The following is a 25,583-nucleotide window of genomic DNA, read 5'->3' as shown; positions in this document are numbered from 1 at the left end:
TCAAACATCGAGCATCGTGATGCTAAGGCCGTGAAGCCGCCCTGATCTCTTCGGAGTTGAGGGGAGTGGTGGAGCCGCCGGACCAAGCGGTTAGTAGGTGAGTGATGGGGTGACGCAGGAAGGTAGTCCATCCCGGGCGGTGGTTGTCCCGGGGTAAGGGTATAGCCCGAGTGGTAGGTAAATCCGCCACTCATCAAGGGTGAGACCTGATGCCGAGCCGATTGTGGTGAAGTGGATGATCCTATGCTGTCGAGAAAAGCCTCTAGCGAGTTTCATGGCGGCCCGTACCCTAAACCGACTCAGGTGGTCAGGTAGAGAATACCGAGGCGTTCGGGTGAACTATGGTTAAGGAACTCGGCAAAATGCCCCCGTAACTTCGGGAGAAGGGGGGCCACACCTGGTGACGATCTTTACGGTCTGAGCTGGGGGTGGCCGCAGAGACCAGCGAGAAGCGACTGTTTACTAAAAACACAGGTCCGTGCGAAGCCGTAAGGCGATGTATACGGACTGACGCCTGCCCGGTGCTGGAACGTTAAGGGGACCGGTTAGCTCCATTTCGGTGGGGCGAAGCTGAGAACTTAAGCGCCAGTAAACGGCGGTGGTAACTATAACCATCCTAAGGTAGCGAAATTCCTTGTCGGGTAAGTTCCGACCTGCACGAATGGCGTAACGACTTCTCGACTGTCTCAACCATAGGCCCGGTGAAATTGCACTACGAGTAAAGATGCTCGTTTCGCGCAGCAGGACGGAAAGACCCCGGGACCTTTACTACAGTTTGATATTGGTGTTCGGTTCGGCTTGTGTAGGATAGCTGGGAGACTGTGAAGCTCATACGCCAGTGTGGGTGGAGTCGTCGTTGAAATACCAGTCTGGTCGTGCTGGATGTCTAACCTGGGTCCGTGATCCGGATCAGGGACAGTGTCTGATGGGTAGTTTAACTGGGGCGGTTGCCTCCTAAAGGGTAACGGAGGCGCCCAAAGGTTCCCTCAGCCTGGTTGGTAATCAGGTGTTGAGTGTAAGTGCACAAGGGAGCTTGACTGTGAGACCGACGGGTCGAGCAGGGACGAAAGTCGGGACTAGTGATCCGGCGGTGGCTTGTGGAAGCGCCGTCGCTCAACGGATAAAAGGTACCCCGGGGATAACAGGCTGATCTTCCCCAAGAGTCCATATCGACGGGATGGTTTGGCACCTCGATGTCGGCTCGTCGCATCCTGGGGCTGGAGTCGGTCCCAAGGGTTGGGCTGTTCGCCCATTAAAGCGGTACGCGAGCTGGGTTTAGAACGTCGTGAGACAGTTCGGTCCCTATCCGCTGTGCGCGTAGGAGTCTTGAGAAGGGCTGTCCCTAGTACGAGAGGACCGGGACGGACGAACCTCTGGTGTGCCAGTTGTTCTGCCAAGGGCATGGCTGGTTGGCTACGTTCGGGAGGGATAACCGCTGAAAGCATCTAAGCGGGAAGCCTGTTTCGAGATGAGGACTCCCACCCACTTGATGGGGTAAGGCTCCCAGTAGACGACTGGGTTGATAGGCCGGATCTGGAAGCCAGGTGACTGGTGGAGGTGACCGGTACTAATAGGCCGAGGGCTTGTCCTCAGTTGCTCGCGTCCACTGTGTTGGTTCTGAAACCACGAACAACCAAAGTGCCGGTTGTTGATAGTTTCATAGTGTTTCGGTGGTTATAGCGTTAGGGAAACGCCCGGTTACATTCCGAACCCGGAAGCTAAGCCTTTCAGCGCCGATGGTACTGCAGGGGGGACCCTGTGGGAGAGTAGGACGCCGCCGAACAATCATTCCGGGGAACCCCCGCACCATTGGTGCGGGGGTTTTCTGCATTCCGGGGCCAAATCCGGTCAGATGGGCGACCGCGGCAAGTCCGTGTGGTGCGGACTGGCTGCTAGGAGTTGAGGCGATTCACCGGAAGGGAATCGTGAGCCAGGGGCTGTCCGGGGTCGTCATCAGGATGCGATGGGCTTCGGCCATGTCCTGGTACCAGTCGCCGAATTCCTCTTCGTCGAAGTGGAGGCTGCGTCCGAGGATGTAGCCGGCGGAGAAGCTTCGCCAAGACTTGTACGACAGAGCAGCGGCTCGTCCAGCCTGGACCACAGCCGTCTCGGCCTCTCTCAGTGACCCGAACCGGGCTCCGAGCCCCCACCGGGCCATCTTCGAGGCTCGCCCGAGGTCCCAGGCGTCGACCGAAGTGACGTAGTGACCATCATCTAGTATGCCGTCGGCGCGCATCCGTGCCTCATAGCGGGTGATACGCCCGATGAGCCGCTGTACGCCCTCGATCTGTGCCTCGATTTCGGATTCGGGGCGGGGCTGGCTCTTGGTGACGCCTTCCTCGGTGAGCATCGTGGAACCTTCGGAGTTTGCCCGGATGACTTTGGCGACGGCCTGTCGCCAATACCCGATGTCCACATGGCCGCCGAAGTCCATGGCGATGCTGCGACGCAGGCGGAGGGCGAAATCCCAGACTGGGCTGTGCGATTCAGTGGCCAGGAGGCCGTTCAAAGCCGCCATCCAATTTTCCCGATTGGTGATGTCCCACCATTCTCGGAGTCGCCTCCGTTCGCCTGGGTAGCCCTGGCCATGCCAAGCCATGGCGTTCCAGAAGGAGCCGTTGCTCACGCACAGGAGAGCGCCGCACGCGAGGCCGTGAGCGACGCTGCCGGCCAGCGGGCCTCCGAAACGAAGGGTGCGCAGGCTCATGGAGTGTTTGGGGCCGGGAGATCCGTCCTCGAATTGCGCCCAGGCGGCTGAGTGTGGTGGAGCTGACGGGAGGAAAGCCTCGCACGGGCTGCCGGGATTGACGGCAATCACCGCCGGATCGGTTGGTTGCCAAACCCTGGCAAACCAGTCAATACGGCGCCAGTCGAACACCCGGTGTGGTTCCGGTGCGGGAAGCATTCCCTGGGTGTACACAGCCCAGACACGACCGCCAGCGACTCGCGGATCGAACCCGAACACTGGGTGCGTTGCGCCGGGCTTGGCATCCTCCTTTTCCTTTTGTATCTCGAAGAACAGCCCGTGCTTCGCGAGCGTACTGAAGTATGCTACCCAGTTTCCGCACGTTTTGGCCTCGAGCAGAGCCTGTTCGATCTCTGAGGGAGGGACCCATACGGGAGGCGTCGACATCAGTCGCGCCACCTTTCTCTTTTCGCCCGAGCTGCGTAGGGGAGAAATCTCATGATGAGTAATCTCGATATCGTTTACTTTTGGGTCTCTTGGCGACGCGCTTCGATCGCTTGCGGATCGTAAGCGAGGTCTTCATTTCCCACCTCGTATGGCGGAGTCCACCAGGCCGGCACGAATCCATCTGGATAGTATTCGAATGTGTGACAGGTGCTGCACCATTCCCAGAGACGGCCCCGTCCTGAGAACTCTACTCCGCGAAGAACTCGACTGTCGCTGTCTTCTTGAAGGTACCAGCGATGCAGTGTTTCTTGATTGCACACCGGGCATTTTGCGGAAAGGTCGCTTCCCTTCCAGTCCTGGTTGAAAGTGCTGCGCCAGAGCGAGTGCATTGCAGCGTCTGTTTCGCGCCATGGAGACTTTTCGTTCATCGATTCCCTTCAATCCAGTCTTGTAGGGCATTGCCTGACCCGTAGGGCGTGCCGTCTGCCATGGAACCACCGTGGCCGTGCACTTCCCCGTCGAACGTTCCATGCTTGAGCCAGTAACGAGCGTGAGCCAACTCGTGGGCGATGGTATTGGCTGCGGTGGTGTCGTCAATTATCCCGTCGGGGCCTACCCTGATGACCCTTCCGCCCTCGGCGCCGCGTGTAACACCTAGAGTGCCAGGATTCAGATCGGGATCATAAATGACGGAGATTTGTTGACCGGAACCCCGTAGGTTGATTCCGTATTTTTTGGCTACGTCCTGTAGATATGTGTCTTTGTCGAGCGAGTTGTCTAGTGTCCGCTCGACGCCTCCCTGGGCTACCCCGCGGGCTTCTCGCTCGCCCGAGTTGGCTGCTTTGCAAGGGGAGAGGCCGAGAGGGTCGCTCCACGCGTGAGGGTTACCGACGTAGACAACGGGATTGGGCGCCGGGGCAAGTCCCAGGGGATCCGAGGTGAGGTAACGGGCAGTCTCGGGGTCGTAGTGGCGGAAGTAGTTGTAGTGGAGGCCTGTTTCGGGGTCGTAGTACTGGCCTGGGAAGCGTAGGGGTGTGTATGTCGTGCTGTCTGTTGCCCACGCCGTTGTTCCCCAGAGGGTGCTTCGGGTGCGCCAGGCGAGGTTGCCTTGTTCGTCGATCAGTTCGTTCGGGGTGCCGATCAGGTCGGTGACGATGGCGAAGAAGCGGGAGTCGATTTCCTCCTGGGGAGTGTTGGCCGACGTAATGCGTTCGGTTTGGGAGAGGGGGCGCAGGCCCTGGTGGTCCCAGGTGAGGGTCACCGGGTGGGGGAGGGACGGGGAGGTTGTCGTCTGTTCGCAGAGAGTCGTGCCGTCCCAGGTGAAGGTCACCTGCTCCAGGACCGTCTCCCCGTCCGCAGCCAGGCGGAGTTTGGCCGTGCGGCGGCCCAGGGGGTCGTAGGTGTAGCGCCAGTGGGTGCCGTCGGGGGTGGTGACCGAGGTCAGGCGGTCTTCGGGGTCCCATGAGTAGCGCCAGGTGTCCGGCTTCCTCGACAGGCGGGTTTTCTGGCGGAGGGTGATGCGGCCCAGGGCGTCGTGTTCGTAGCGGACGTTGCCGGCGCGCAGGATGCGGGTGCCGTCGTAGGTGCGGGGGCCGGTCGCTTCCGTGCCCGGGTGGCCGGAGGGCCAGGTCGCGTCGGTCTGGTTGCCGGCCTCGTCGTATGCGTAGCGTTCGGTCCAGCCGGCCGCGTGGACTGCCGTGACCCTGCCGGTCGCGTCCAGGTCGAAGCGACGGGGGCCCGAGAGGTGGTCGTCGATGCCGGTCAGGTTGCCGTCGGCGCGGTAGGTGTAGGAGCGGTGCTGGAGCAGGGCGTCGTCCGCGCCCGTCACCGATTGGGCGGTCAGGCGGCCCAGTGGGTCGAAGGTGTGGGCGAGGGTGACCGTCCCGGCGATGTGGCGGGTCAGTTCGCGGCCCGCCTCGTCGTAGGTGAAGTCGATCGGGCGGCCCGACGCCACCATCCCGGTGCGGCGGCCGGCTGCGTCGTAGGACCAGGTGGTGACGGCACCGGTCGGCGTGGTGCGGCCCGTGCGGCGGCCCAGCTCGTCGTAGGTGTAGGTCAGTGTGCGGCCGTCGACCGTCTCCGAGCGCAGGCGGCCGTGGCGGTCGCGGAGCAGGGTGAGTGTGGTGCCGTCGGGGCCGGTGGCCTGGGCCAGTTGGTCGGTCAGGTCGTACGCGTACGTCGTCACCTGGCCGGCCGCGTTCTTGCGGAGCGTCTGGCCGAGTTCGTTGCGTTCGAAGGACACGACCTCGCCGAGGGCGTTGCGGCGGGAGGTCAGGCGGCCCGCCGGGTCGTACGCGTAGGTCAGGGTGCGGTTGTCGAAGTCCGTCTCCGCGAGCAGGCGGCCGGCCGCGTCGTAGGTGTAGTCCCAGGTCAGGCCCTGGGGGTTGGTGACCTTGGTCAGGCGCAGTTCCGCGTCGTGGGTGAACTCGTAGCGCACCCCGTCGGGGCCCGTGCGGGCCGACAGCAGGTCGAAGTGGGTGTACTCGAAGCGGGTGACGCCGCCCAGCGCGTCGGTGTGGGTCGTGCAGTTGCCCTCGCCGTCGTACGTCCACGTCTCCGTCGTGCCGTCGGGGGCTGTACGGCGTGTCAGGTGGCCCTCGGTCGTCCACTCCAGGTGGGTCGTGGCGCCGGTCGGGTCCGTGATCGTGACCGGGCGGCCGAACGGGTCCCGGACGTAGCGGGTGACCGCGCCCAGGGGGTCGGTCACGGTCAGGGGGAGGCCCGCGCGGTCGCACACGAGCGTCGTCGTATGGCCCAGGGGGTCGGTCACCGAGGTCAGGTGGCCGGACTCGTCGTAGGTGAAGCGGGTCGTCCGGCCCGCGGGGTCGGTCACCGAGGTGCGGTTGCCGCGGGTGTCGAAGCTCTGCCGGACGGTCGTACCGTCCGGGTTCACCAGTTTCACCGGAAGGCCCAGGTCGTCGTACTCCGCCCGCGCCTCCCGGCCGTCCGGGCGGACGACCGAGGTGAGGTTGCCCGACTCGTCGTAGCGGAACGACGTGGTGTGGCCCAGCGGGTCCGTCGTGGACAGCAGGCGGTTGTAGCGGTCCCGGACGTGGCTCGTGGTCGCGCCCAGGGGGTCGTTCTCGGCGACCACCTGCCACACGTCGTTGACCAGGTAGCGGCGGGTGTGGCCCGCGGCGGTCGTCGCCGTCGTCGTGCGCAGGCCCGTGCTCGGGTCACGGTCGCCGTAGGTCAGGCGCAGCGTCATGTGGCCGGCGGCGCCGCCCTCCGCCACGCAGCGGTCCCGGTGGTCGTACTCGTACGTGTAGGAGCGGTCGTTCGTGTCCGTCCAGGACGTGATCCGGCCGCGGTCGTCGTAGCCGAAACGCAGGGGCAGGCCCGAGGAGTTGACGACCTCGGTGAGGTTCCCGTCGGTGTAGGCGAAGCGCTTGAGTTCCTCACCCGTCGCCGCCAGGCGGTACGACGTGACGCGGCCCGAGTCGGTGGTGATGCGGACGCCCTGTCCTGCGCTCGTGACCACGGCCAGCGGGGTGCCTTCGGCGTCGTACTCGAAGGTGATCCAGTTGCCGTTGCGGTCGTCCACCTGCTCCAGGACCGCCAGACCCGCGGTCCGGTCGGCGAAGTGCCAGGTGCGGCGCGTCTCCGGGTCGGTGATGGTGTAGCCGCCGTCCACGCGGTCGAGCGGCCGGCGGGGGCCGTGGCTGGGCAGGGTCGGCAGGCCCGGTGCGGGGTGGGGGTACGACAGGAGGAGGCCGTCCTCCGTGACGAACACGACGCCCTCCGCGTCGATCTCCAGGCGCTGGTCCAGTGTGGACGACCACGAGGGGCCGAACCAGCGGCCCAGGTGGTAGCCGGACTCCGCCCGCCGTTTGAGGAGCAGGGGGAGGGCGCCGGGGAGGGTGACGTCGGTCTGCGGGAGGTACATCCTGCCGGTGGCGAGGTCGATGGGGTCGGTGCCCTTACTCGACACCGACTCCTGCTCGCGGGAGGGCTGGTGCGGGTCTTCGCGCACCGTGTCCCGTGCGGTCGCCCTTCCCGCGTCCTCCACGCCGGTCCGCGCGCCGTCCTTCAGCGTGTTCTCGGCAGCCGAACGCATCCCCGCGGCCAGCACGTCGCGCGACAGGCCCACCTCCAGGCCGGCGCCGTCGCCGGCGAGGAGCTGGGGCAGCAGGCGGCCGCCGAACTCGGACGGGTCCTTCCTGAAGTCGGACCACATGCCCTTCAGCGCGGTGTCGGGATGCAGACCGGTGCCGACCAGACCGCTGAGGGTCATGCTGACGTGCTGGAGGTAGTTGGCCGGGTGCGTGATGTTGTAGAGGTCGATGGGGTTGGCGGCGCGGACGAAGGTGTACAGGCCCGCCGTGCCCTTGACGACGCCGCCCATGAAGTGGACCGCCTCGCTGTCGACCTGCATGTAGCCGTCTTCGAGGTTGTGGCGCAGCCGGGTCAGCGGGGGAGGCTCGGCCGGGGCGTGGGCGAGGGCCGTCTTGATCTTCCCCTGGGCCTCCGTGGCCACGGTGTCGCGCTGTTTGCGGGCGGCGGTGAGCTTGTGCACGGCCGCGTCAACGTCGGCCTTGCCCGGGTCGTGGAAGGGTCCCGGTTTGGGACCCGGATCCTGGTGTGCCTTGACCTTGGCGTTGTAGGCGTCGGCCCTCTTGTTGTACGCCTCGACCGCGTCCTTGGACGCCTTCGTGCCCTTCTTGTAGAGCTCGACGGCCTCCTTGGCCTGACTCTGGGCCCACTTGACGGTGTCCGCGTACGAGTCCAGGGCCTTCGCCGCGCCGAGGCACGCCTCTGCCGCGTTGGCCCACTTCGCCGGGTGCATGCCGAACTTCTCGCGGAAGGTGTCCCCGCCCTCGCCTTCCCAGCCGGAGGAGTCGACCTTGCGCATCCCCTGAGCGACCTTGTCGAAGGCGGCGTGGAAATCGCTGAGGTGTCCGGCGCTGACGCGGATGCGCTCGGGGTCGCCGTGGAGGAGCTGCTGCGGGTCGTCCGTCTCGCCGAGCTGCTTCTCGCCGGGCGTGGCGCCGAGGTAGGAGGCGAGTTCGTCGCCCGCGTCCTCGACCTTGTCCGCCCACTTGTGCAGGCCGACGTGCTCCAGTTCGCCGCCCACCTTGTGCGCGGCCCAGTCGACGCCCTCGCCGACCTTCTTCTTGCCCGCCTCCCACGTCTCCTCGCCGGCGCCGAGGACGGTGTTGGTGATCTTGCCGAGTTCGCCCAGTCCCATCAGCCCGCACCGCCCTGCCGCTGGGCGGCTGCGGCGCGGTCCTCGGGGGAGGGACCGAAGGCACCGGCGAGCAGCTTGTGGTACTCCGCGTCCGACATCCCGCTCGGCTTCATGCCTACGGCCTTCGCGGTCGGTGACTCCATGAAGTCGCGTGTGTCGTCGTACCAGCCCTGCTTGCTGTTCGCCCACGCCTCGTCGAAGGACTTCTCGCTGTAGTCCACATTTCCGCCGTACGGGCTGGACTTGAGGATGTCTCCCCAGCTCATCTTCTCCACGTCCGACTCGGCGGCATCGGGGTTGCCGATCACCGCGTTGGCGACGTCCTTGAACGTGCCGTCCACGTAGTTCTCGGTGTCGTAGTACGTGCCCGCCGCCAGGCCCGTCTTCACCGCGAAGCCGCTGCCCTCGTCGATCAGCGCGCGCACGCCCCACTCCCAGCGCTCGCAGAACGACTTGAACGCGCCGGTCAGTCCGTCGTGGCCCAACTGCGTCCCGGTCAGGGCGATTTTGTCGAAGCCCCGGCCGGTGTCCGCCACATAGACGAGACCCAGCTCCTTCAACTCGCCAAGAGCGTCGTTCAGGCCCTTGGTGATCAGCGCCAGGCCCTCGGTCTTCAAGTCCTTGCCGTCGCCGCTCACCTGGCTGCTCCCAGTTCTGACGCCACGTCCACCGCCGCGCGGTCCGGCACGATCCCCGCCACCGGCGGGAACAGCGCGCCCGCGCCGCCCACGTCCAGCGCGACCCCGCACGGCACCCCGACGGCGGGCACCGCGGCGTCCAGCAGCCGTGCGCCCAGCCACTTCTGGTACGGCCATTCCCGGTCGCCCTCGCCGCGGGCCAGCGCGTACCGGGCCAGGGCGGCTTCGCTGGAGAAGGCGTAGATCCAGCGGACGCCGCCGTAGTCGCCCGTCAGGGGCACGCCGTGCTCGTCCACGGGTACGAGGACCGCGGTCCGGCGGAATTCGCCCAGCCGGACGGCGAATTCACGCAGGCCGCGCTCCAACTCGTCATCGGAGGAAGGGCCAAGGGAGTTTCCGGTCAGCGGCGAAGAGGCGCCTTCGTCCGGCGGTGTCTCCTTGTGCTCCCGCTCGGCGGCTCCCGTCATCTCCGCGTAATCGGAGAGCCGTGACCTGCGCGTCTCTTCCGTCGAATTCATCCCGCCCCCTGGCCGATCCTGCCCAGAGCATCACATTGGCCCATTGCCGGTCGCAACGCGAATCGGGCGGGGGTGGCCGGAATGCGCGGGGCGCCCGGACTCCGCGGGGGAGGCCGGGCGCCAGGTGGCGGGTGTCAGATCACGGCAGTGCGTGGACGTGGGAGCCCACCGTGGTGGACCAGGTGTTGCCCGAGGAGGCGTCCCAGTTGGTGGACCAGGTCATGGCGCCGCGCAGGTCGGGGTAGGTCTTGGCGGGTTTGAAGGTGCCGCAGTTGGTGCCGGCGGTGAGGCAGTCGAGGGCGTTGTCCACCACCGAGGGGGAGACGTAGCCGCTGCCGGCCGCGCTGGTGGAGGCGGGGAGGCCCAGGCCGATCTGGGAGGGGGCGAGGCCGCCCTGGAGCTGGATGCAGGCGAGGGCGGTGAGGAAGTCGACCGTGCCCTGGCTGTAGACCTTTCCGTCGCAGCCCAGCATGGAACCGCTGTTGTAGTACTGGGTGTTGACGACCGTGAGGATGTCCTTCACGTTCAGGGCCGTCTGGAAGTAGGAAGCGGACGTCGACTGCATGTCGATCGTCTGCGGGGCCATCGTGATGATCAGAGAGGGGCCCGCCTTCGCGGACAGCGCGCGCAGGGCCTGGGTCATGTACGTCGAGTTGAGGCCGTTCTCCAGGTCGATGTCGACGCCGTCGAAGCCGTACGTCTGCATCAGGGAGTAGACGGAGTTCGCGAAGTTCGTGGCGGAGGCGGAGTCGCTGACCGAGATCGTGCCGTTCTGGCCGCCGATCGAGATGACGACCTTCTTGCCGGCCGCCTGCTTGGCCTTGATGTCCGCCTTGAACTGGTCGACCGTGTAGCCGCCGAGGTCGGCCGAGTCCAGGGTGAAGGTGACCGCGCCCGGCGTCGTGGACGCGTCTGCGAAGGCCACCGCGATGATGTCGTAGGCGGCGGGCACGTCGGAGATCTTCTGCACCTTGGCGCCGTTGTTGAAGTTCTGCCAGTAGCCCGTCACCGCGTGCTTCGGGAGGGAGCCGCCGGTGTTTCCGCCGCCGCCGGTCGAGGCGGTGGTCGCCGTCACCGCCGCCGACTTCTGCGACTCGCCCGCCGCGTTCGTCGCCGTCACCTGGAAGGAGTACGAGGTGGCGGGGGACAGGCCCGTGACGGTGGTCGAGGTGCCGGTGGTGGAGGAGACCTTCGCGCCGTTCTCGTACACGGTGTAGCCGGTCGCGCCCGAGGAGGTGGACCAGGTCAGGGTGGCGGAGGACGAGGTGGTGGCGGAGACCGCGAGGCCGGTGGGGGCGGCCGGGACGGTGGGGGACGGGGTGCCGGTGCCGCCGCCGTCGGGGCCGTAGAGGGAGACGTCGTCGGCGTAGTAGGCGGCCTGGCCGTACCACCCGTGCGTGTAGAGGGTGACCGAGGTGGTGGACGCGCCCGTGGTGAACGACGTCGACAGCTGCTTCCAGGCGCTCGTGTCCGGCGTCCAGGTGGAGACGTCCGTGGTGCCCGTGCCCGTCACGCCCAGGTAGGTGTAGCCGCCCTGGACCCAGGCGCTCAGGGTGTACGAGGAGTTGGGCTTGACGGCGACCGTCTGGGTGCACTGGGCGTCGTCCTGGCCGGCGGGGGTCGCCTTCAGGGCGCTGGTGCCGGAGTGGACCGGGGAGGAGACGGTCGTGCCGCTGCCCGCCGAGCAGGTCCAGTTCGACAGGCCGGACTCGAAGCCGGCGTTGACGACGTTGTTGACGTCCGCCGCGGACGCCGGGGCCGCGGTCGCGGCGAGGCCGGCGGCGGCGAGAGCGAGGGTGACGGCGGCGGACCATGCCGCCAGCCGGCGGCGGGGTGGTCTGGGGGTGCCTGGTGCGCGGTCCACGGGGACCTCCGGGGAGGGGAGTCGGAGTGGGGGCGGAGCCGGTGGCCACCGGTGCACAGACAAGTTGGTCCAGACCAATCCTGCTGTCAAGAGGTCCAGACCGACGCGGTGGTCGGCCGGTTTCGCAACATGCCCCGGTTTGCGGGGACTTGCCCCCGGCGAGTTCCACATGTGCTTCACCAACGCTGTTCTCCCGCCCCGCACGCGTGGATACAGTGCTCAGGTAGTCACGCAGTGAAGTCACCGGGGAGCGGGGCGTGCCAACTGCCATTGCCGTGACCAGTGCCGACCTGGCGCTGCCGCCACAGGACGAACGCACCATGCCCGCCGTCGTGCTGGCCGGGCTCGACCGGCACCCCCTCGACCACGCGCTCACCGAACTGAGCGAGGTCATCGAAAACTACGGCCATGTCGTCGTCCTGTGCTCGGCGGCCACCCCGGAGCCGGTCGTACGGCGCCTGTACACCCTGCGCTCGCTGCTGGAGAGCGACCGGGTCGCGCTGCTGCGACCGGAGCTGCCGCCGCTCGGAGTCGCCGTGCTGGGGCGCCAGTTACGGCAGCTCGCCACCTGTGATCTCGGTCCCGGCGTGCTCGCCTGCGCCGGTCGGCTGCTCGCCCACTACATCCACGCCGGCGCGGTCCTCGGCTCCGTCGCCCGGCTCGACCGGGTGCCGGTCGGACTGAAGGCGCACGCCAGGTCCTGGGTGCCGGGCAGCCAGTTCGCCGTACTCGCCCATCCCGAGCCGCAGCTCGTCAAGGTCGCGCCCGAAGCCACCCTCAAGGGGCCCGAGTTCCCCACCTGGATGCTCCTCGCGAAGGGGCAGCTGCCCGGCGAGTGGGCCGCCGGACTCGGGGCCGCGTGGCAGGTACAGGGGGTGCGGGAGACCGCGCTGCCCGCCGAGTCCCGCGCGTGGTGGGGGACCGGCCGCGTGGTCGAGTTCTGCGCCCACCTCGACGATCTGTCCGTGCTGTACCAACTCGTCGCCTCTGTAAGGCAGTCGAGCTGCCACTGGTGCGGGCTCGACGTCATCGGCGACCGCTGCGTCTTCTGCTCCGCAGTCCCGCCCGTCCACGAACCGCCCGCCCCGCGGGCCCTGGAGCCCCGCACGCCCGCCTGAACCGAGGACGGCCGCCGGACCACGACCCGCACGTCCATATCCCGAACGACCGACTCCCCCCAATGAGGTTGCACGGTTCATGAACTCCCGTCAGCGCCGCGGCGTGATCCTCCTGCTCCTGTCGGTCCTGTGCGCTCTGCTCGCGTTCGCCGGCGTGCTCTCCGTCGTCCACGACGTCGACTCCAAGGTCGGCCCTGAGGTCACCGCCTACCGGGTCCGCTCCGACGTCAAGCCGTACACCGCCCTGGACGCAGGCCAGTTCGAGAAGGTCAGGATGCCCAAGCGGTGGCTGTCCGGGACCGCGGTCACCGATCTGCGGCAGCTCCAGGGGAAGATCGCCGTCACCACGCTGCGCGCCGGGTCCCTGCTGCAGAGCGACATGATCGTGGACCAGCCCGCCCTCCAGCCAGGACAGCAGGAGGTCGCCATCATGATCGACGCGGCGACGGGCGTGGCGGGGCAGATCACGCCCGGTTCGCGGGTCAACGTCTACGCCACCTTCGCGGGCAAGAAGGAGGGCGACCCCGACCAGTCGAAGATCATCGTGACCGACGCACGCGTCCTCGACGTCGGCCGGATCACCGCCCTCGACCCGGACGCCGCCAAGAACAGCGGCCAGCAGCAGCCCGGTGAGGCCGTCCCGATCACCTTCGCGCTGTCCACCCTCGACGCCCAGCGCATCACCTACGCCGAGTCCTTCGCCCAGCGCGTCCGGCTCGCGCTGGTCGGCCCCGGCGGCGAGGCCGGCGTCCCGGACAAGGACCGCACCTACGAACTCGCGACGGACAAGTGAGAGGCGGCCCGCATGCCGACCAGGATCCTCCCGGCGGGCGCCGACCCGGACGCCGTCCGCTCCCTCGTCACCCTGCTCAGTCAGCTGCCCGACGCCGAACCGCAGCCGCCGGTCACCGACTCCACCCGGCTGGTGGACGCCCTCGCCCAGCTCGCCGCCGAGTCCGTGGACGAACTCCCCGAGGTGCTCGTCGTCCATGAACGCATCGGTCCCGTACCGGCGTTGGAGCTGATCCGGGAGATCGCCCTGCGCTTCCCGGCCGTCGGCGTCATCCTCGTCAGCCACGACGCGAGCCCCGGCCTGTTCGCCGCCGCGATGGACTCCGGCGCCCGCGGACTGGTCGCGCTCCCGCTGTCGTACGACGAACTGGCCGGCCGGGTGCAAACGGTCGCCCAGTGGTCGACGGAGGTACGGCGCCATCTCGGCCAGGGCGGCGGCGAGGCACCGGGCGGCCCCGGCGGTACGGTCGTCACGGTCAGCGGCGCCAAGGGAGGTGTCGGCGCCACGCTCACGGCCGTACAGCTCGCGCTCGCCGCACAGGCGTCTGGGCGGCCCACCGCGCTGGTCGACCTCGACCTCCAGACCGGGGACGTCGCCTCCTACCTGGACGTCCAGTTCCGGCGCTCGGTCGCCGACCTCGCCGCCATCAGCGACATCTCGCCGCGGGTCCTCGCCGACGCCCTCTTCCGCCATGACACCGGGCTCGCGCTGCTGCTCGCACCTGGCGAGGGGGAGCGCGGCGAGGAGGTCACCGAGCGCGCGGCCCGCGGGATCGTGCGCGCCCTGCGCTCGCGCTACGAGGTCGTCGTCATCGACTGCGGCGCGCAGCTCGGCGGGGCGGGCGCGGCGGCGGTCGAGACGGCCGACACGGCGCTGCTGGTCACCACCCCGGACGTGATCGCCGTACGCGCCGCCAAGCGGACCGTGCGGATGTGGGACCGGCTCCAGATCCGCAAGGCGGAGGAGACCACGGTCGTCGTCAACCGGCAGAGCCGGCACACCGAGATCCAGCCCGCGCTGGTGCAGCGGATCACCGGTACGGCGCTCGCGCGCACCGCCGTACCCGCCAACTTCAAGGAGCTTCAGGCGGTGGTGGACGCGGGGCGGGTGCATGAGCTGGACGCCCGCAGCACGGTGAAGCAGGCGCTGTGGGCGCTCGCGGGGGAGCTGGGGCTCGCGCGGGCGGCCGAGGGGGCGCACCGGGGCGGGGCGCGGGGTGGTGCGCGCGCCGGGGCGCTCGGTGGGGGCTTTCGGCGGCGGAAGGAGTGAACCGGTGAGGAGTGAACCGGCGGCGAGCGAACCGGTGAGGAGTGAACCGGCGGCGAAAAGGGGCGCGGATCAGGGCCAGGTGAGCATCGAGTTCCTCGGCATGACCCCGCTGATCCTGCTCACCCTGGTGCTGGTCTGGCAGGCCGTACTCGTCGGGTACACCTTCACGCTCGCCGGGAACGCCGCGGACGAGGCGGTACGGGCCGGTACGGCGGCGCCGCCGGGCGGTGCGCGCCAGGCCGCCTGTTCGGCGGCGGGGCGCGGGGACCTGCCGGCGGCGTGGCGGGGGGACGCGACGGTGAGCTGCGGCGGGTCCGGCTATGTCACGGCCGACGTCTCCCTCAAGGTCCCGGTGCTCTTTCCGGGCCTGTTCGCCTTCCCGGCGCGGGTGCACGGCCACGCCGGCGCGGTGGAGGAGGCGAAGGACTGAGATGCCGTACCCGAGCGGGCGCCGTGACCGCCGCGGCCGCCGCGGCCGTCGTGACCGCGGTCAAGTCGCCATCGAATACCTGGGGTTCCTCCCCGTGTTGCTGCTCGTCGCCCTCGCCGGCATCCAGCTCGGCGCCGTCGCCTACGCCGCCGAGCAGGCCGGTACGGCGGCCCGAGCCGGGGCGCGGGCCGCGTCGCTGCGGCAGGACGCGCAGCAGGCGTGCGCGGCGGCGGTCAGCGGGGGGCTCGACGTGAGCTGCGCGGCGGGCGGCGGGGGCGGCTCCGTGACCGTGACCGCCACCGTCCGCATCCCGGAGATCGTGTGGAGCTTCGGGGACGCCACCAAGACCGCGACCATGCCGCTCGACCACTGAGGAGCCGGGACCATGAGCCTGCGGGCACGCATCAGCACTCCGGAGGACCACGGCAGCCGGGGCGGGGACGGGCATCTGGTCGCCGCCTACCGGGCCAAACTGCTGGAGGAGATCGACCTCGCGGAGATGGGCGCGCTGGCCGCCGCGGAGCGCCGCAGCCGCCTCGAGCGGGTGCTCGGGCACATCATCAGCCGCGAGGGCCCGGTGCTCTCCACGGTGGAGCGCGCCCAGCTGATCCGGCGGGTGGTCGACGAGGCGCTGGGCCTCGGCATCCTCGAACCCCTCCTGGAGGACGCCTCGATCACCGAGATCATGGTGAACGGCGCGGACGCGATCTTCGTCGAACGCGGCGGCCGCGTCGAGCAGTTGCCGCTGCGGTTCGCCTCCGCCGAGCAGCTGATGCAGACCATCGAGCGGATCGTGTCGACCGTCAACCGCCGGGTGGACGAGTCGAATCCGATGGTGGACGCGCGGCTGCCGTCCGGCGAGCGTGTCAACGTCATCATCCCGCCGCTGTCGCTGACCGGACCCGTCCTCACCATCCGCCGCTTCCCGCGCTCCTTCACCCTCCAGGAGCTGATCGGGCTCGGCTCGCTGGCCGAGCCGATGGTGTACCTGCTGGCGGGGCTGGTGCGGGCGAAGTTCAACATCATCGTCTCGGGCGCCACCGGCACCGGCAAGACCACCCTGCTCAACGCCCTGTCCGAGCTCATCCCGCCGCACGAGCGGATCATCACCATCGAGGACTCCGCCGAACTCCAGCTCCAGCAGAGCCATGTGGTCCGGCTGGAGTCCCGGCCGCCGAACGTCGAGGGCAAGGGTCAGATCACCATCCGCGACCTGGTGCGCAACTCGCTGCGGATGCGGCCCGACCGGATCGTGGTCGGCGAGGTCCGCGGCGGCGAGTCCCTCGACATGCTCCAGGCGATGTCCACCGGCCACGACGGCTCGCTGGCCACCGTGCACGCCAACAGCGCCGAGGACGCCCTCACCCGGCTCCAGACGCTGGCCTCCATGTCCGACGTGGAGGTGCCGTTCGTCGCGCTGCACGACCAGATCAACAGCGCGGTCGACGTCATCGTCCAGCTCACCCGGTTCGCCGACGGCGCCCGCCGGATCACCGAGATCGCGCTGCTGGACAGCCATGGCGGGGAGCCGTACCGGCTGGCCACCGCTGCCCGCTTCGAGGCGGAGCCGATGACGGCGGACGGCCGGGTGCCCGGCGCCTTCGCCTACTTCCCGCTGCCCCGCCGCACCGCCGACCGCCTGCACATGGCGAGCCAGCCCGTCCCCGGCGCCTTCGGCGTCGCCCGCACCGCCGACCAGCTCGCCACCCGAGAAGCCAGGTAGGCCCCCGCATGGAACTCCACACCCTCGTCCAGCTCACCCTCGCAGCGGCGCTGCTGACCTGCGTGCTCGCGGTGATCGGCGTGCACAGCTACGCCCGTGGCCGGGCCCGGCGGGCCGAGCTGGTGGACCGCCTCTCGCACACCGGGCCGCCGGCCCCGGCCACCGGACGCAGGCGGTACTTCCGCGACCTCGACCGGCGGGTGCGCCGTACCCGCCCCGGCCGCCGGCTCGAACGGCGCCTCGCCACCACCGGGCTGGACATCACGCCGGGCGAGTTCTGTGCCGCCATACTCGGCACGGTCGCCGCGCTCTGGCTCCTCGGCCAGGCCGCGCTCGCGCCCTTCTTCGGGCCGATCGCCGGGCTGCTGGGCGTCTGGGCGGCGGTGCAGTTCCTCAACTGGCAGCGGCGCAGGCGCATCGAGCGGTTCATCGGCCAGCTCCCCGAACTCGCCCGCATCCTGGCCAACGCCACCCAGGCGGGACTCGCCCTGCGCACCGCGATCGGCATGGCGGCGGAGGAGCTGGAGGCGCCGGCCGGGGAGGAACTGGTCAAGGTGGCCGACCAGTTGGCGGTCGGCCACTCCCTGGACGACGCCCTCGGCGAACTCGCCGAACGCCTCCCGTCGCGCGAACTGGTCGTGCTGGTGACGACGCTGGTGCTGGCCAACCGGGCCGGTGGCCAGGTCGTCTCCGCGCTGCGCAACCTCACCGAGACGCTGGAGGAGCGCAAGGAGACCCGGCGCGAGGTCCGCACCCAGCTCTCCCAGGTGACCATGACGTCGTACGCCGTGCCCGTTCTCGGGGTCGGCGCGTTGTTCCTGATGAACGGCGTCCGGGACGGCGCCCTGGCCCGGATGACCGGCTCCCCGGTGGGCCAGGGCTGTGTGCTCGTCGCGTTCGCGCTGTACGCCGTCGGGTTCGTCCTCATCCGGCGGCTCAGCCGCATCGACGTGTGAGGGAGGAGGATCCATGGCCTTGCTGCTCGCCCTGCTGACGGGCGTCGCCGTGTGGGGGATCTTCACCGGTGTGCGCATGTACCGCGCCGACGCCGAGCTGCCCGCCGACCTCGCCGTCGCCCTGGAGGTCGGCGCCACCCGCACCGGCGCGGTGGGCTCCGTCATCGACCGCATGGGCATGCGGTACGCGCCGCTGGTGCTGCGGCTGATGGGGCCCCGCCTGGTCACCCGGATCCGGCGCCGCATCGACCTGGCGGGCAACCCCGGCGGCCTGACCATCGACCGCTACGCCGCCCGCCGCGCGGTGTACGGCGCGCTCGGCGGGACCGGTTTCCTGGTGTTCCTGCTGCGCGGCCAGTGGTTCGTGGCGGTGCTGCTCCTGCTGTTCGGCGCGTTCTGGACGGAGGTCGGGATCTGGTCGGCGATCCGGGTCCGCCGGGACGTCATCGAGCGGACCCTGCCCGACTTCCTGGACGTGCTGGCGGTCGTGGTCAGCGCCGGGCTCGGCTTCCGGCAGGCCCTGGACCGGGTGGCCTCCCGCTACGAGGGTCCCTGGGCCGACGAACTCCGCATCACCCTGCGCCAGATGGACCTCGGCGTGAGCCGCCGCGAGGCCTTCGCGGAACTGCGCCGGCGCAACGACTCCGAGCAGGTCGCCATGTTCGTCACCGCGCTCCAGCAGGGCGAGGAACTGGGCGCGCCGATCGTCGACACGCTCGTCTCGCTGGCCAGGGACATGCGCCGCACCGACGCCCAGAACGCCCGCCGCAAGGCCGCCCGCGCGGTGCCCAAGGCCACGCTGATGATCACCACCTTCATGGTCCCGGCGACGATGCTCCTCCTCGGCGCCGGCCTGGTCCTCGGCTCCGGCGTGGACTTCGGCTCGCTCACGGGGAAGTGAGGGAGGTGCGGGAGGGGGCGAGGGGGGTGGCGCCGGAGGGGGTGGGGAGCGGGCGGGGGGTGCCGCCGGTGGCGGCGGGGAGCGGGTTCGGGGTGGCGCCGGTGGGGATGGGGAGCGGGCTGGAGGTGCCGCCGGTGGGGGCGGCCGCCCCGGCCGCCGTGCCGCCGACCGGCTCTCCCGCCGTGCCGCCAGCTGATGTGCCGCCCGTCGGCTCCGCCGCTGTGCCGCCCCCCGACTCTGCCGCCGTGCCGCCAGCTGATGTGCCGCCCGCCGCCGTGCCGCCGACCGGCTCCGCCGTCGTGCCGCCCGCCGCTGTGCCGCCCGCCGCTGTTCCGCCCGTCGGCTCCGCAGCTGACTCGACCTCCGGGCCGCCCCCCGACTCCGCCGCTGAGCCCACCTCCGGGCCGCCCCCCGACTCCGTCGCCGACCCCACCACCCGGTCGCCCGCCGAGCCGCCGCCTTCCGGGCCTCCCTCCGAGCAGCTTCAGATTCGGGCGCTTCAGGCCATGTGCCGGCAGGTGTTCGGGTTCCGGCTGGCGATGATCGTCGTAGCGGCGCCCGCAGCCCTGCTGCACGCCGCGCCGGGGCTCGGCGTACGGCTCGTCGGGGCGGCCGTCGTCGTCACGGTCATGGTGTCGTACGTCCTGTTCCGGGACTGGGAGCGGTTCGGGCCGCTGCTGCTGCGCCACCCCGCGATCCTCGCCGCCGACACCCTCCTCGGCTCGCTGCTGCTGGTCTCGGCCGGGCCGGACACCACGCTCGCCTACGCCGGCGTCTGCACCCCGCTGCTCGCCGGGCTGCTCTACAGCTGGCGCGGCGCGGCCTGCTTCGCCTCGCTCCAGGCGCTGATCCTCTTCGTCGTCCACCTCACCCTGAAGGCCGGCCGGCCCGCCCCCGTCGCCGAGGCCCTGCTGCTGCCCGGCCTGTGCGTCGTCGCCGGGGCCCTCGGCTCGACCCTGCGCGGCCTGATGCTCCGCTTCGGCACCGCCACCGAGGCGCTGACGGCGGTCCGCGCCCGGCTCGCGGCGGCGGAAGCCGTGAGCGCCGAACGCGCCCGGCTGGCACGGGAGATGCACGACTCCGTCGCCAAGACCCTGTACGGCGTCGCCCTCGCCGCCGACGGCCTCGCGGCCACCGCCTCCGCCACCGATCCCGACCCCGCCCGCATCCGCGAACAGGCCGAACTGGTCTCCCGCTCGGCCCGCAGAGCGGCGGCGGAATCCCGCGAGCTGCTCACCGACCTGCGCCGCGAACAGCCCGCGCGGGCCAGGCCGTTCTGGTGCGAACTGGCCGATGTCGTACGGGAGTTCGCCGATCGTACGACCCTCGACGTCACCTGCGCCTGCCCGGACCCCCCGGCCACCCTCCCCCCGCTGCCCGCCGCCCCGGCCCGCGCCCTCCTCGCCGTCGCCACGGAGGCGCTGGAGAACGCCCACCGGCACGCCGAGGCTACCCGTGTGGACGTACGGGTCCGCGTCGACGGCACCCTGCTGCGCCTGACGATCCACGACGACGGCCGCGGTCTGCCGCCCGGCACCACCCTCGAACAGCTGCGCGCCCGCGGTCACTTCGGACTGCTCGGCATGGTCGAACGGGCCGCACAGGCGGGCGCCCGCATCCGCATCGGCCGCGGCACCCACCCCCGCGGCACCGAGGTGCGGGTGGAACTCCCCCTGCCGACTCCGGAACCCTGAAAGGAGGCACGCACACCCATGCGCCCGCACACGAACGACCCCGGTATACCGGCCCTTCCCCCGCCGGCCCGGCTACGGCTGCTGGTGGCCGACGACAACCCGGTGGTGCGCGCCGGCCTGACCGCGCTGCTCACGGACCGCGCGGACACCACGGTGGTGGCACAGGCGGCGGACGGCCGCGAGGCGTACGAGGCCGCGCTCCGGCACCGCCCGGACGTCGTCCTCCTCGACGTCCGCATGCCCGGCCTCGACGGCATCTCGGCCCTGCCCCACCTGGTGCGCCTCGCGCCCGTCATGATGCTCACCTACAGCCACGAGGCCGGGACGGTGCGGGAGGCGCTGCGGCTGGGGGCGGGGGGCTACCTGGTGCACGGCGAGTTCACGACCGAGCAGCTGGTACGGGCCGTACGCGACGTCCACGAGGGGCGGCCGCATGTGACGCCGGGAGCGGCGCGGGCGTTACTGGCCGAGTTGCGGGGGAGTGCACCTGCACACACGGAATCTCAACTCGCCCCCAACGGCGGCCAAAATACCTTCCCTCCTCCTTCACAATTGCAACCCTCTATGGGACAGTCGATCCGCTCGCGGTTTCGGCTGAGTGTCAGGGAGGCGGAGATCATGGACCTCATCGCGTCCGGCATGACGAACCAGCAGATCGCCGCCACCTGCTTCATCAGCGAGAAGACGGTCAAGAACCACATCAACCGCATCTTCGCCAAGCTCCAGACCGCCACCAGGTCGCAGGCCACCGCGAAATGGCTGGGGGTGGCGTGATGCCGGACCGGAGCCGCGCCAACGCCGCGAAATGGGCCCGAGGTTGGGCCCTGGGACCCTCGGCCCCGGCGGGCGCCGCGCCGTACGGTGCCCCGATCGGACGCGCAGCTGGAGGGGACAACCGTGAGCAAATGGTTCAACACCACCGTGACGTATCTGATGACCCGCGCCGCGCGCGACGACCGGGGGCAGACGGCGGTGGAGTACCTCGGCATCATCGCGGTGGTGGTGGCGATCGTACTGGCGATCACCGGGACGAGCATCGGGCAGACGATCTTCGACGCGATCAGGAACAAGATCTCCGAAGTCACCGGCGGCTGATCTCTCTCCGCCGCGATGCCGGGCAGGCCTTCCCCATCTATCTCACGGTGGTGGCGGGCCTGCTCTTTCTTGCGCTCGCCTACCTGGCGGTCGGGCAGGCCGCGGTGAACCGGAGCGGTGCCCAGACGGCGGCCGACGCGGCGGCGCTCGCCGCGGCCCAGGACGAGCGTGATCAGCTCACGGCCCGGTGGATCACGGACCTGCTCGACCCGGCGAAGTGGCAGGACATCTTCGACGGCGATGTGCCGTTCACCGACCCGTGCGGGCGGGCCGGTCTACTGGCCGCGCAGAACGACGCCACGCTGAGCGGCTGCTTCCCGCCGGCGCCGTTGAAGTACCAGGCCGACGTGCGGACCAACAAGTCCGTCGGCCGTTCGGTCGTACCCGGAACCGAGGACGTGAAGGCGAACGCGCACGCCGTGGCCGTGATCGAACCGCTGTGCACGTTCAAGCTTCCCGGTGACGGAGCCGACGGTCCCGCGTTGCCCCGGCTGACGTGCAGGGACAAGGTGTGGGACCTGAAACCGGACGACCCGTCGGGGCTTCCCGGGCCCGAAGACCTCTTTGACGTCCACCTGGACGGCTGACATGCGGATGATCGATGACGAAGGAAGCGGAGCGATGAGCATCTGGTTCACTGCGCGGGCCCGCAGAGGGATGGCCGCATGGGCGCTCGCGGCCGGTCTGGCCGTGGGCGCGGCCGGCTGTGGCGGCAGCGGCGGTGATGACGCGAAGAAGCCGCACAGCCCGGCGTCCGCCGCCAGGTCCGAAGGCTCGCAACCGGATACCCAGGAAGGCCGGTCGGACCAGCCGCTGGCCGAACTCAAGGGGGAAAACGGCCTGCTCCTCCAGATCACCTCCGCGCAACGGGACTCCGGCGGCTTCCTCACGGTGAACGGCACCCTGAAGAACGACGGGGCCAAGGATCTTCTCGTGCCGTCCGCGCTCAGCGGCAACGAAACCGAGATCACCAAGAACGGGCCGTCCCTGGGCGGAGCCACCCTCGTCGACTCCAAGGGCAAGAAGCGGTATTACGTGCTGCGGGACACGGAGGGACGCCCGCTCACCACGACCGGACTCAACACGCTCCGCGCGGGCGAGGCCCTGCCGGTGTTCATGCAGTTCCCCTCCCCGCCGGCGGACACCACCGAGGTGACCCTCCAACTGCCCACTCTCTCCTCCGCCACCCTCCCCATCTCCGGCTGAGGCCCCCGTGACCGTGACCACCCGACCCCGTCTCGCGCTCACCCTCGGCTCCGCCGTGTTGCTGCTGGCCGCGACGCTCACCGCCGCGCACGCCGACGGCACCGACCCCACCGGGTCCCCCGACACCGCGCCGTCCGCCGCCGCGCCCGTGAAGATCGACCCGAAGGACCCGGACCTCAAGCTGCCCGAAGGGGCCACCCTCGCCCAGCCCAAGGTGCTGGACATCAAGTCGGTCGTCGAGGACCAGAGCGGGGACGAGCGCCGTGAGGACACCAACGCGGACGTCACCTTCGCCCTCCAGGCGGAGGTCCTCTTCGGCAAGGACAGCGCGAAGCTCGGCGCCGAGGCCAAGGCGCGCATCGCCGCGATCGCCGACGAGATCAGGAAGCAGCACGCCACCCAGGTCCGCGTCTTCGGCTTCACCGACGACCTCGGCTCCTCCAGCCACGGCATCCTGCTGTCCCGGCAGCGCGCCAACGCCGTCCAGGCCGTCCTCGACCAGGACCTCGACAGCCCCGACATCACCTTCGAGGTCCGCGGCTACGGCGAGCAGTACCCCATCGCCGACAACTCCACGGAAGAGGGCCGCCGCAAGAACCGCCGGGTGGAGGTCTCCTTCCCCCGCACCACGGACTGACGGCTCACTCGGCGGCGGCCATCTCCACCCGCACCCCCGCCCGCAGTCCCCACCCTGCCATCGCTCCCGCCTCCGCCTCCAGCACATGACGGGACCGCAGGCGGGGCAGGCCCAGGCGGCCCGGTCGCATGGTCCGGACGGCGCGGACCGTCAGATGGCGGTCCAGGTAGGCGACGTCGATGGGGATGCGCATGCCGAAGGTGTGGATGCTGCCGGCCGGGGACAGCAGCAGCGCGCCGTCGAAGCAGGTCCGGCCGAGCAGGCCCCTGGTGCGAGCCCGGTAGGAGGCCGCGATCTCCAGGGGGACCTCCACCGTCCGGGGCTCGCCGGGGATCCGCAGCACTCCCCGGCCGTCCCGCCACCGTCGTCGCGCCATGGTCCACCCTCCACTGTCAACGGGCCTGTGCTGTAAAGCGTTTGTGCCCTTCTGCATCCCCCGCTAGGAAGGCCCTCATGACTTCACTCGGCGTTGTGTTCCGGCCCCAGCTCCCGCCCGAGCGGCTGCGCGGGTACGCCCGGCTCGCGGAGGAGACGGGCCTCGACGAGCTGTGGGTGTGGGAGGACTGCTTCCTGGAGGGCGGGGTCTCGGCGGCCGCCGCGGCGCTGGCGTGGACCGAGCGGCTGCGGGTGGGGATCGGACTGCTGCCGGTGCCGCTGCGGAACGTCGCCGTGACCGCCATGGAGACCGCCGCCCTGCACCGGATGTTCCCCGGCCGCGCGAGCGTCGTCGTCGGGCACGGGGTGCAGGACTGGATGGGGCAGGTGGGCGCCCGCGCCGCCTCGCCGCTCACCCTCCTCGGCGAACACCTCGACGCCCTGCGCGCCCTGTTGCGCGGCGAGAAGCTCACCGTGCGGGGGAGATACGTCACCCTCGACGGCGTCGCCCTCGACTGGCCGCCGCCACATCCCGTGCCCGTGTACGCCGGCGCCACCGGCCCCCGTACCCTCCGGCTGTCCGGCGCCAAGGCCGACGGCACGCTGCTCACCTGCGCCACCTCCCCGGACGGCGTACGCGAGGCCCGCCGGCTCATCGAGGAGGGGCAAGCGGAGGCCGGGCACGCGCGGCCGCACCGGGTGGTCGTCTATCTCCTCGCCGCCACCGGCACCGGCGCCGCCGAACGGGTCCGGGCCGGTCTCGCCGCCGAGCGCGCGCAGCCCGGTGCGGGCGTCGCCGGGGACGCGGCCGCCGTTGCCGCGGCCGTACGGCGGCTGGCCGAGGCCGGTGCCGACACCGTCGTACTCCAGCCGACGTCCGACGAGCCCGACCCGGAGGGGTTCGTACGGTTCGCGGCGGAGCGGGTCATGCCACTGGTCCGGCGGTAGCGAACCGGCCGCGGGCTAGCGGTGGCGAACCGGCCGTGGGAAAAGGAGAGGAACGGGGCGGCGGGGGACGTCATCATGGGGGCATGACGTCAGCGCGCCGGTCCTTCGCCGAACTCGTGGCCGAGGGTGCCGCCGTACCCACCGAGGGCTGGGACTTCTCCTGGTTCGAGGGGCGGGCCACCGAGGCGCGGCCCTCGTGGGGGTACGCGCGCTCGGCGGGGGAGCGGCTGGCCGGTGCCGGGGCCGCGCTGGACCTCCAGACCGGGGGCGGGGAGGTGCTGGCCTTCGCCCTCGGCACCGCCGCTCCCGCCCGCCCCGCGCTGATCGCCGCCACCGAGGGCTGGGCGCCGAACGCGGCCAGGGCCACCGCCCTGCTGCGCCCGCACGGCGTGGTGGTCGTCACCGCCCCGGACGACGCGCCGCTGCCGTTCGCCGACGGCGCCTTCGACCTGGTGCTCAGCCGGCACCCGGTGGTGCCGCACTGGGCGGAGATCGCGCGGGTGCTGCGGCCGGGCGGCACGTACTTCGCCCAGCACGTCGGGCCCGCCAGCGTCTTCGAGCTGGTCGAGTACTTCCTCGGGCCGCAGCCGGAGGAAGTGCGCCGCGCGCGGGATCCGCTGCGCGAGCGGGCCGCGGCCGAGGCGGCGGGCCTGGAGATCACCGCGCTGCGGGCGGAGCGGCTGCGGATGGAGTTCCACGACATCGCCGCCGTTGTCCACTTCCTGCGCAAGGTCGTCTGGATGGTGCCCGGATTCACCGTCGAGGCGTACGAACCCCAACTCCGGGCGCTGCACGAGCGGATCGAGCGGGAGGGGCCGTTCGTCGCCCACAGCTCGCGGCACCTCTTCGACGCCCGCAAGCCCTGGTAGACCCCTCGGGGGCCGCAGTGTCCACATCGTTACCGGACTCTGTTCACACCAGCCCCACCCGTCACGTAAGTTCAGACCAACGCAATTCGCGCCAGCAAAGCAGCGCGGGCGGTACCGCGCAGTGGAGGGGGCTGCGCGGTGCCGTGCGGCGGGGAGACCGGCCGCGGGGGGCACGCGGAATCCGTCAAATCGCCGTTCGCCGGGCGGGTAGTCCGTCGGGGGGATCCG

The 25,583-nt window shown here is 70.2% G+C and carries 23 protein-coding genes and 2 rRNA genes (1 of these 25 only partly in view); 18 read left to right on the top strand and 7 right to left on the bottom strand.

The window, feature by feature from the left end; genetic code table 11:
- Positions 1 to 1,591, top strand: a 23S ribosomal RNA gene (locus ACE4Q9_RS12310) (it extends 1,529 nt beyond the left edge of the window).
- A gap of 75 nt (positions 1,592 to 1,666) precedes the next feature.
- Positions 1,667 to 1,783 (top strand): 5S ribosomal RNA (rrf, locus tag ACE4Q9_RS12305).
- Between the two features lie 126 nt (positions 1,784 to 1,909).
- Here the strand turns inward: rrf and ACE4Q9_RS12300 are convergent.
- The 5 genes from ACE4Q9_RS12300 to ACE4Q9_RS12280 form a co-directional block, all read right to left on the bottom strand.
- Entirely contained in the window at positions 1,910 to 3,133 is a 1,224-nt protein-coding gene (locus tag ACE4Q9_RS12300; protein WP_397984285.1) for a DUF1266 domain-containing protein, read from the bottom strand.
- Positions 3,134 to 3,557: 424 nt separating this feature from the next.
- The gene (locus tag ACE4Q9_RS12295) at positions 3,558 to 8,321 is read right to left on the bottom strand and encodes a putative T7SS-secreted protein (protein ID WP_397984284.1); all 4,764 of its coding nucleotides are present in this window, start codon (positions 8,319 to 8,321) and stop codon (positions 3,558 to 3,560) included.
- Positions 8,321 to 8,959 carry a hypothetical protein gene (locus tag ACE4Q9_RS12290; RefSeq protein WP_397984283.1) on the bottom strand — a complete coding sequence of 213 codons (639 nt, stop codon included), beginning with the start codon at positions 8,957 to 8,959 and terminating at the stop codon, positions 8,321 to 8,323. The genes ACE4Q9_RS12295 and ACE4Q9_RS12290 overlap by 1 nt, the downstream gene beginning before the upstream one ends.
- Positions 8,956 to 9,477: a hypothetical protein gene (locus ACE4Q9_RS12285; protein ID WP_397984282.1), complete on the bottom strand. Its 522-nt coding sequence runs from the start codon at positions 9,475 to 9,477 to the stop codon at positions 8,956 to 8,958. Before ACE4Q9_RS12285 ends, ACE4Q9_RS12290 begins: the two co-directional genes overlap by 4 nt.
- A gap of 139 nt (positions 9,478 to 9,616) precedes the next feature.
- The gene (locus ACE4Q9_RS12280) at positions 9,617 to 11,341 is read right to left on the bottom strand and encodes a chitinase (protein ID WP_397984281.1); all 1,725 of its coding nucleotides are present in this window, start codon (positions 11,339 to 11,341) and stop codon (positions 9,617 to 9,619) included.
- A gap of 257 nt (positions 11,342 to 11,598) precedes the next feature.
- Here ACE4Q9_RS12280 and ACE4Q9_RS12275 point away from each other — a divergent pair, with 257 nt between their 5' ends.
- The 8 genes from ACE4Q9_RS12275 to ACE4Q9_RS12240 all read left to right on the top strand — a co-directional run bounded on the left by ACE4Q9_RS12275 (position 11,599) and on the right by ACE4Q9_RS12240 (position 18,531).
- On the top strand, positions 11,599 to 12,459 hold the full coding sequence (locus ACE4Q9_RS12275; protein ID WP_397984280.1) for a hypothetical protein: 861 nt from the start codon (positions 11,599 to 11,601) through the stop codon (positions 12,457 to 12,459).
- Positions 12,460 to 12,538: 79 nt separating this feature from the next.
- Positions 12,539 to 13,252, top strand: a complete 714-nt coding sequence (gene cpaB / locus ACE4Q9_RS12270; RefSeq protein WP_397984279.1) for a Flp pilus assembly protein CpaB — start codon at positions 12,539 to 12,541, stop codon at positions 13,250 to 13,252.
- A gap of 12 nt (positions 13,253 to 13,264) precedes the next feature.
- Entirely contained in the window at positions 13,265 to 14,521 is a 1,257-nt protein-coding gene (locus ACE4Q9_RS12265) for a CpaE family protein (protein WP_397984278.1), read from the top strand.
- Between the two features lie 100 nt (positions 14,522 to 14,621).
- Entirely contained in the window at positions 14,622 to 14,951 is a 330-nt protein-coding gene (locus ACE4Q9_RS12260) for a pilus assembly protein (RefSeq protein WP_397987191.1), read from the top strand.
- A gap of 1 nt (position 14,952) precedes the next feature.
- On the top strand, positions 14,953 to 15,324 hold the full coding sequence (locus ACE4Q9_RS12255; RefSeq protein ID WP_397984277.1) for a TadE/TadG family type IV pilus assembly protein: 372 nt from the start codon (positions 14,953 to 14,955) through the stop codon (positions 15,322 to 15,324).
- A gap of 12 nt (positions 15,325 to 15,336) precedes the next feature.
- Positions 15,337 to 16,674 carry a CpaF family protein gene (locus tag ACE4Q9_RS12250; RefSeq protein ID WP_397984276.1) on the top strand — a complete coding sequence of 446 codons (1,338 nt, stop codon included), beginning with the start codon at positions 15,337 to 15,339 and terminating at the stop codon, positions 16,672 to 16,674.
- A gap of 8 nt (positions 16,675 to 16,682) precedes the next feature.
- Positions 16,683 to 17,630, top strand: a complete 948-nt coding sequence (locus ACE4Q9_RS12245) for a type II secretion system F family protein (protein ID WP_397984275.1) — start codon at positions 16,683 to 16,685, stop codon at positions 17,628 to 17,630.
- A 13-nt stretch (positions 17,631 to 17,643) separates the two neighbouring features.
- Positions 17,644 to 18,531 carry a DUF5936 domain-containing protein gene (locus ACE4Q9_RS12240; RefSeq protein WP_397984274.1) on the top strand — a complete coding sequence of 296 codons (888 nt, stop codon included), beginning with the start codon at positions 17,644 to 17,646 and terminating at the stop codon, positions 18,529 to 18,531.
- Here ACE4Q9_RS12240 and ACE4Q9_RS12235 read toward each other — a convergent pair.
- Complete coding sequence (locus ACE4Q9_RS12235) at positions 18,518 to 18,928, bottom strand: hypothetical protein (RefSeq protein ID WP_397987353.1); 411 nt, start codon at positions 18,926 to 18,928, stop codon at positions 18,518 to 18,520. The two genes, ACE4Q9_RS12240 and ACE4Q9_RS12235, sit on opposite strands and share 14 nt — an antisense overlap.
- Here ACE4Q9_RS12235 and ACE4Q9_RS12230 point away from each other — a divergent pair.
- The 6 genes from ACE4Q9_RS12230 (at position 18,831) to ACE4Q9_RS12205 (ending at position 23,163) form a co-directional block, all read left to right on the top strand.
- Complete coding sequence (locus ACE4Q9_RS12230; RefSeq protein WP_397987190.1) at positions 18,831 to 20,225, top strand: sensor histidine kinase; 1,395 nt, start codon at positions 18,831 to 18,833, stop codon at positions 20,223 to 20,225. The two genes, ACE4Q9_RS12235 and ACE4Q9_RS12230, sit on opposite strands and share 98 nt — an antisense overlap.
- Before the next feature lie 18 nt (positions 20,226 to 20,243).
- Entirely contained in the window at positions 20,244 to 20,999 is a 756-nt protein-coding gene (locus ACE4Q9_RS12225) for a response regulator (RefSeq protein ID WP_397984273.1), read from the top strand.
- Positions 21,000 to 21,122: 123 nt separating this feature from the next.
- On the top strand, positions 21,123 to 21,320 hold the full coding sequence (locus ACE4Q9_RS12220) for a Flp family type IVb pilin (RefSeq protein WP_397984272.1): 198 nt from the start codon (positions 21,123 to 21,125) through the stop codon (positions 21,318 to 21,320).
- On the top strand, positions 21,317 to 21,907 hold the full coding sequence (locus ACE4Q9_RS12215; RefSeq protein ID WP_397987189.1) for a pilus assembly protein TadG-related protein: 591 nt from the start codon (positions 21,317 to 21,319) through the stop codon (positions 21,905 to 21,907). Before ACE4Q9_RS12220 ends, ACE4Q9_RS12215 begins: the two co-directional genes overlap by 4 nt.
- Before the next feature lie 34 nt (positions 21,908 to 21,941).
- Positions 21,942 to 22,526, top strand: coding sequence for a hypothetical protein (locus ACE4Q9_RS12210; RefSeq protein ID WP_397984271.1), 585 nt, complete (start codon positions 21,942 to 21,944; stop codon positions 22,524 to 22,526).
- 13 nt (positions 22,527 to 22,539) lie between these two features.
- On the top strand, positions 22,540 to 23,163 hold the full coding sequence (locus ACE4Q9_RS12205; protein WP_397984270.1) for an OmpA family protein: 624 nt from the start codon (positions 22,540 to 22,542) through the stop codon (positions 23,161 to 23,163).
- A 4-nt stretch (positions 23,164 to 23,167) separates the two neighbouring features.
- Here ACE4Q9_RS12205 and ACE4Q9_RS12200 read toward each other — a convergent pair whose 3' ends face one another.
- Positions 23,168 to 23,539: a DUF192 domain-containing protein gene (locus ACE4Q9_RS12200; RefSeq protein WP_397984269.1), complete on the bottom strand. Its 372-nt coding sequence runs from the start codon at positions 23,537 to 23,539 to the stop codon at positions 23,168 to 23,170.
- Positions 23,540 to 23,616: 77 nt separating this feature from the next.
- On the opposite strand from ACE4Q9_RS12200, the gene ACE4Q9_RS12195 reads away from it, so the two are divergent.
- Positions 23,617 to 24,486 carry an LLM class flavin-dependent oxidoreductase gene (locus tag ACE4Q9_RS12195; protein WP_397984268.1) on the top strand — a complete coding sequence of 290 codons (870 nt, stop codon included), beginning with the start codon at positions 23,617 to 23,619 and terminating at the stop codon, positions 24,484 to 24,486.
- 83 nt (positions 24,487 to 24,569) lie between these two features.
- Positions 24,570 to 25,355 carry a class I SAM-dependent methyltransferase gene (locus ACE4Q9_RS12190; RefSeq protein ID WP_397984267.1) on the top strand — a complete coding sequence of 262 codons (786 nt, stop codon included), beginning with the start codon at positions 24,570 to 24,572 and terminating at the stop codon, positions 25,353 to 25,355.
- The last annotated feature ends 228 nt before the right edge of the window (positions 25,356 to 25,583 follow it).

The organism is Streptomyces sp. AM6-12 (genome assembly GCF_044327085.1).
Classification (GTDB): domain Bacteria; phylum Actinomycetota; class Actinomycetes; order Streptomycetales; family Streptomycetaceae; genus Streptomyces.
Note: the sequence above shows the minus strand (reverse complement) of the source record. Positions and strands in the feature narration are given on the sequence as shown.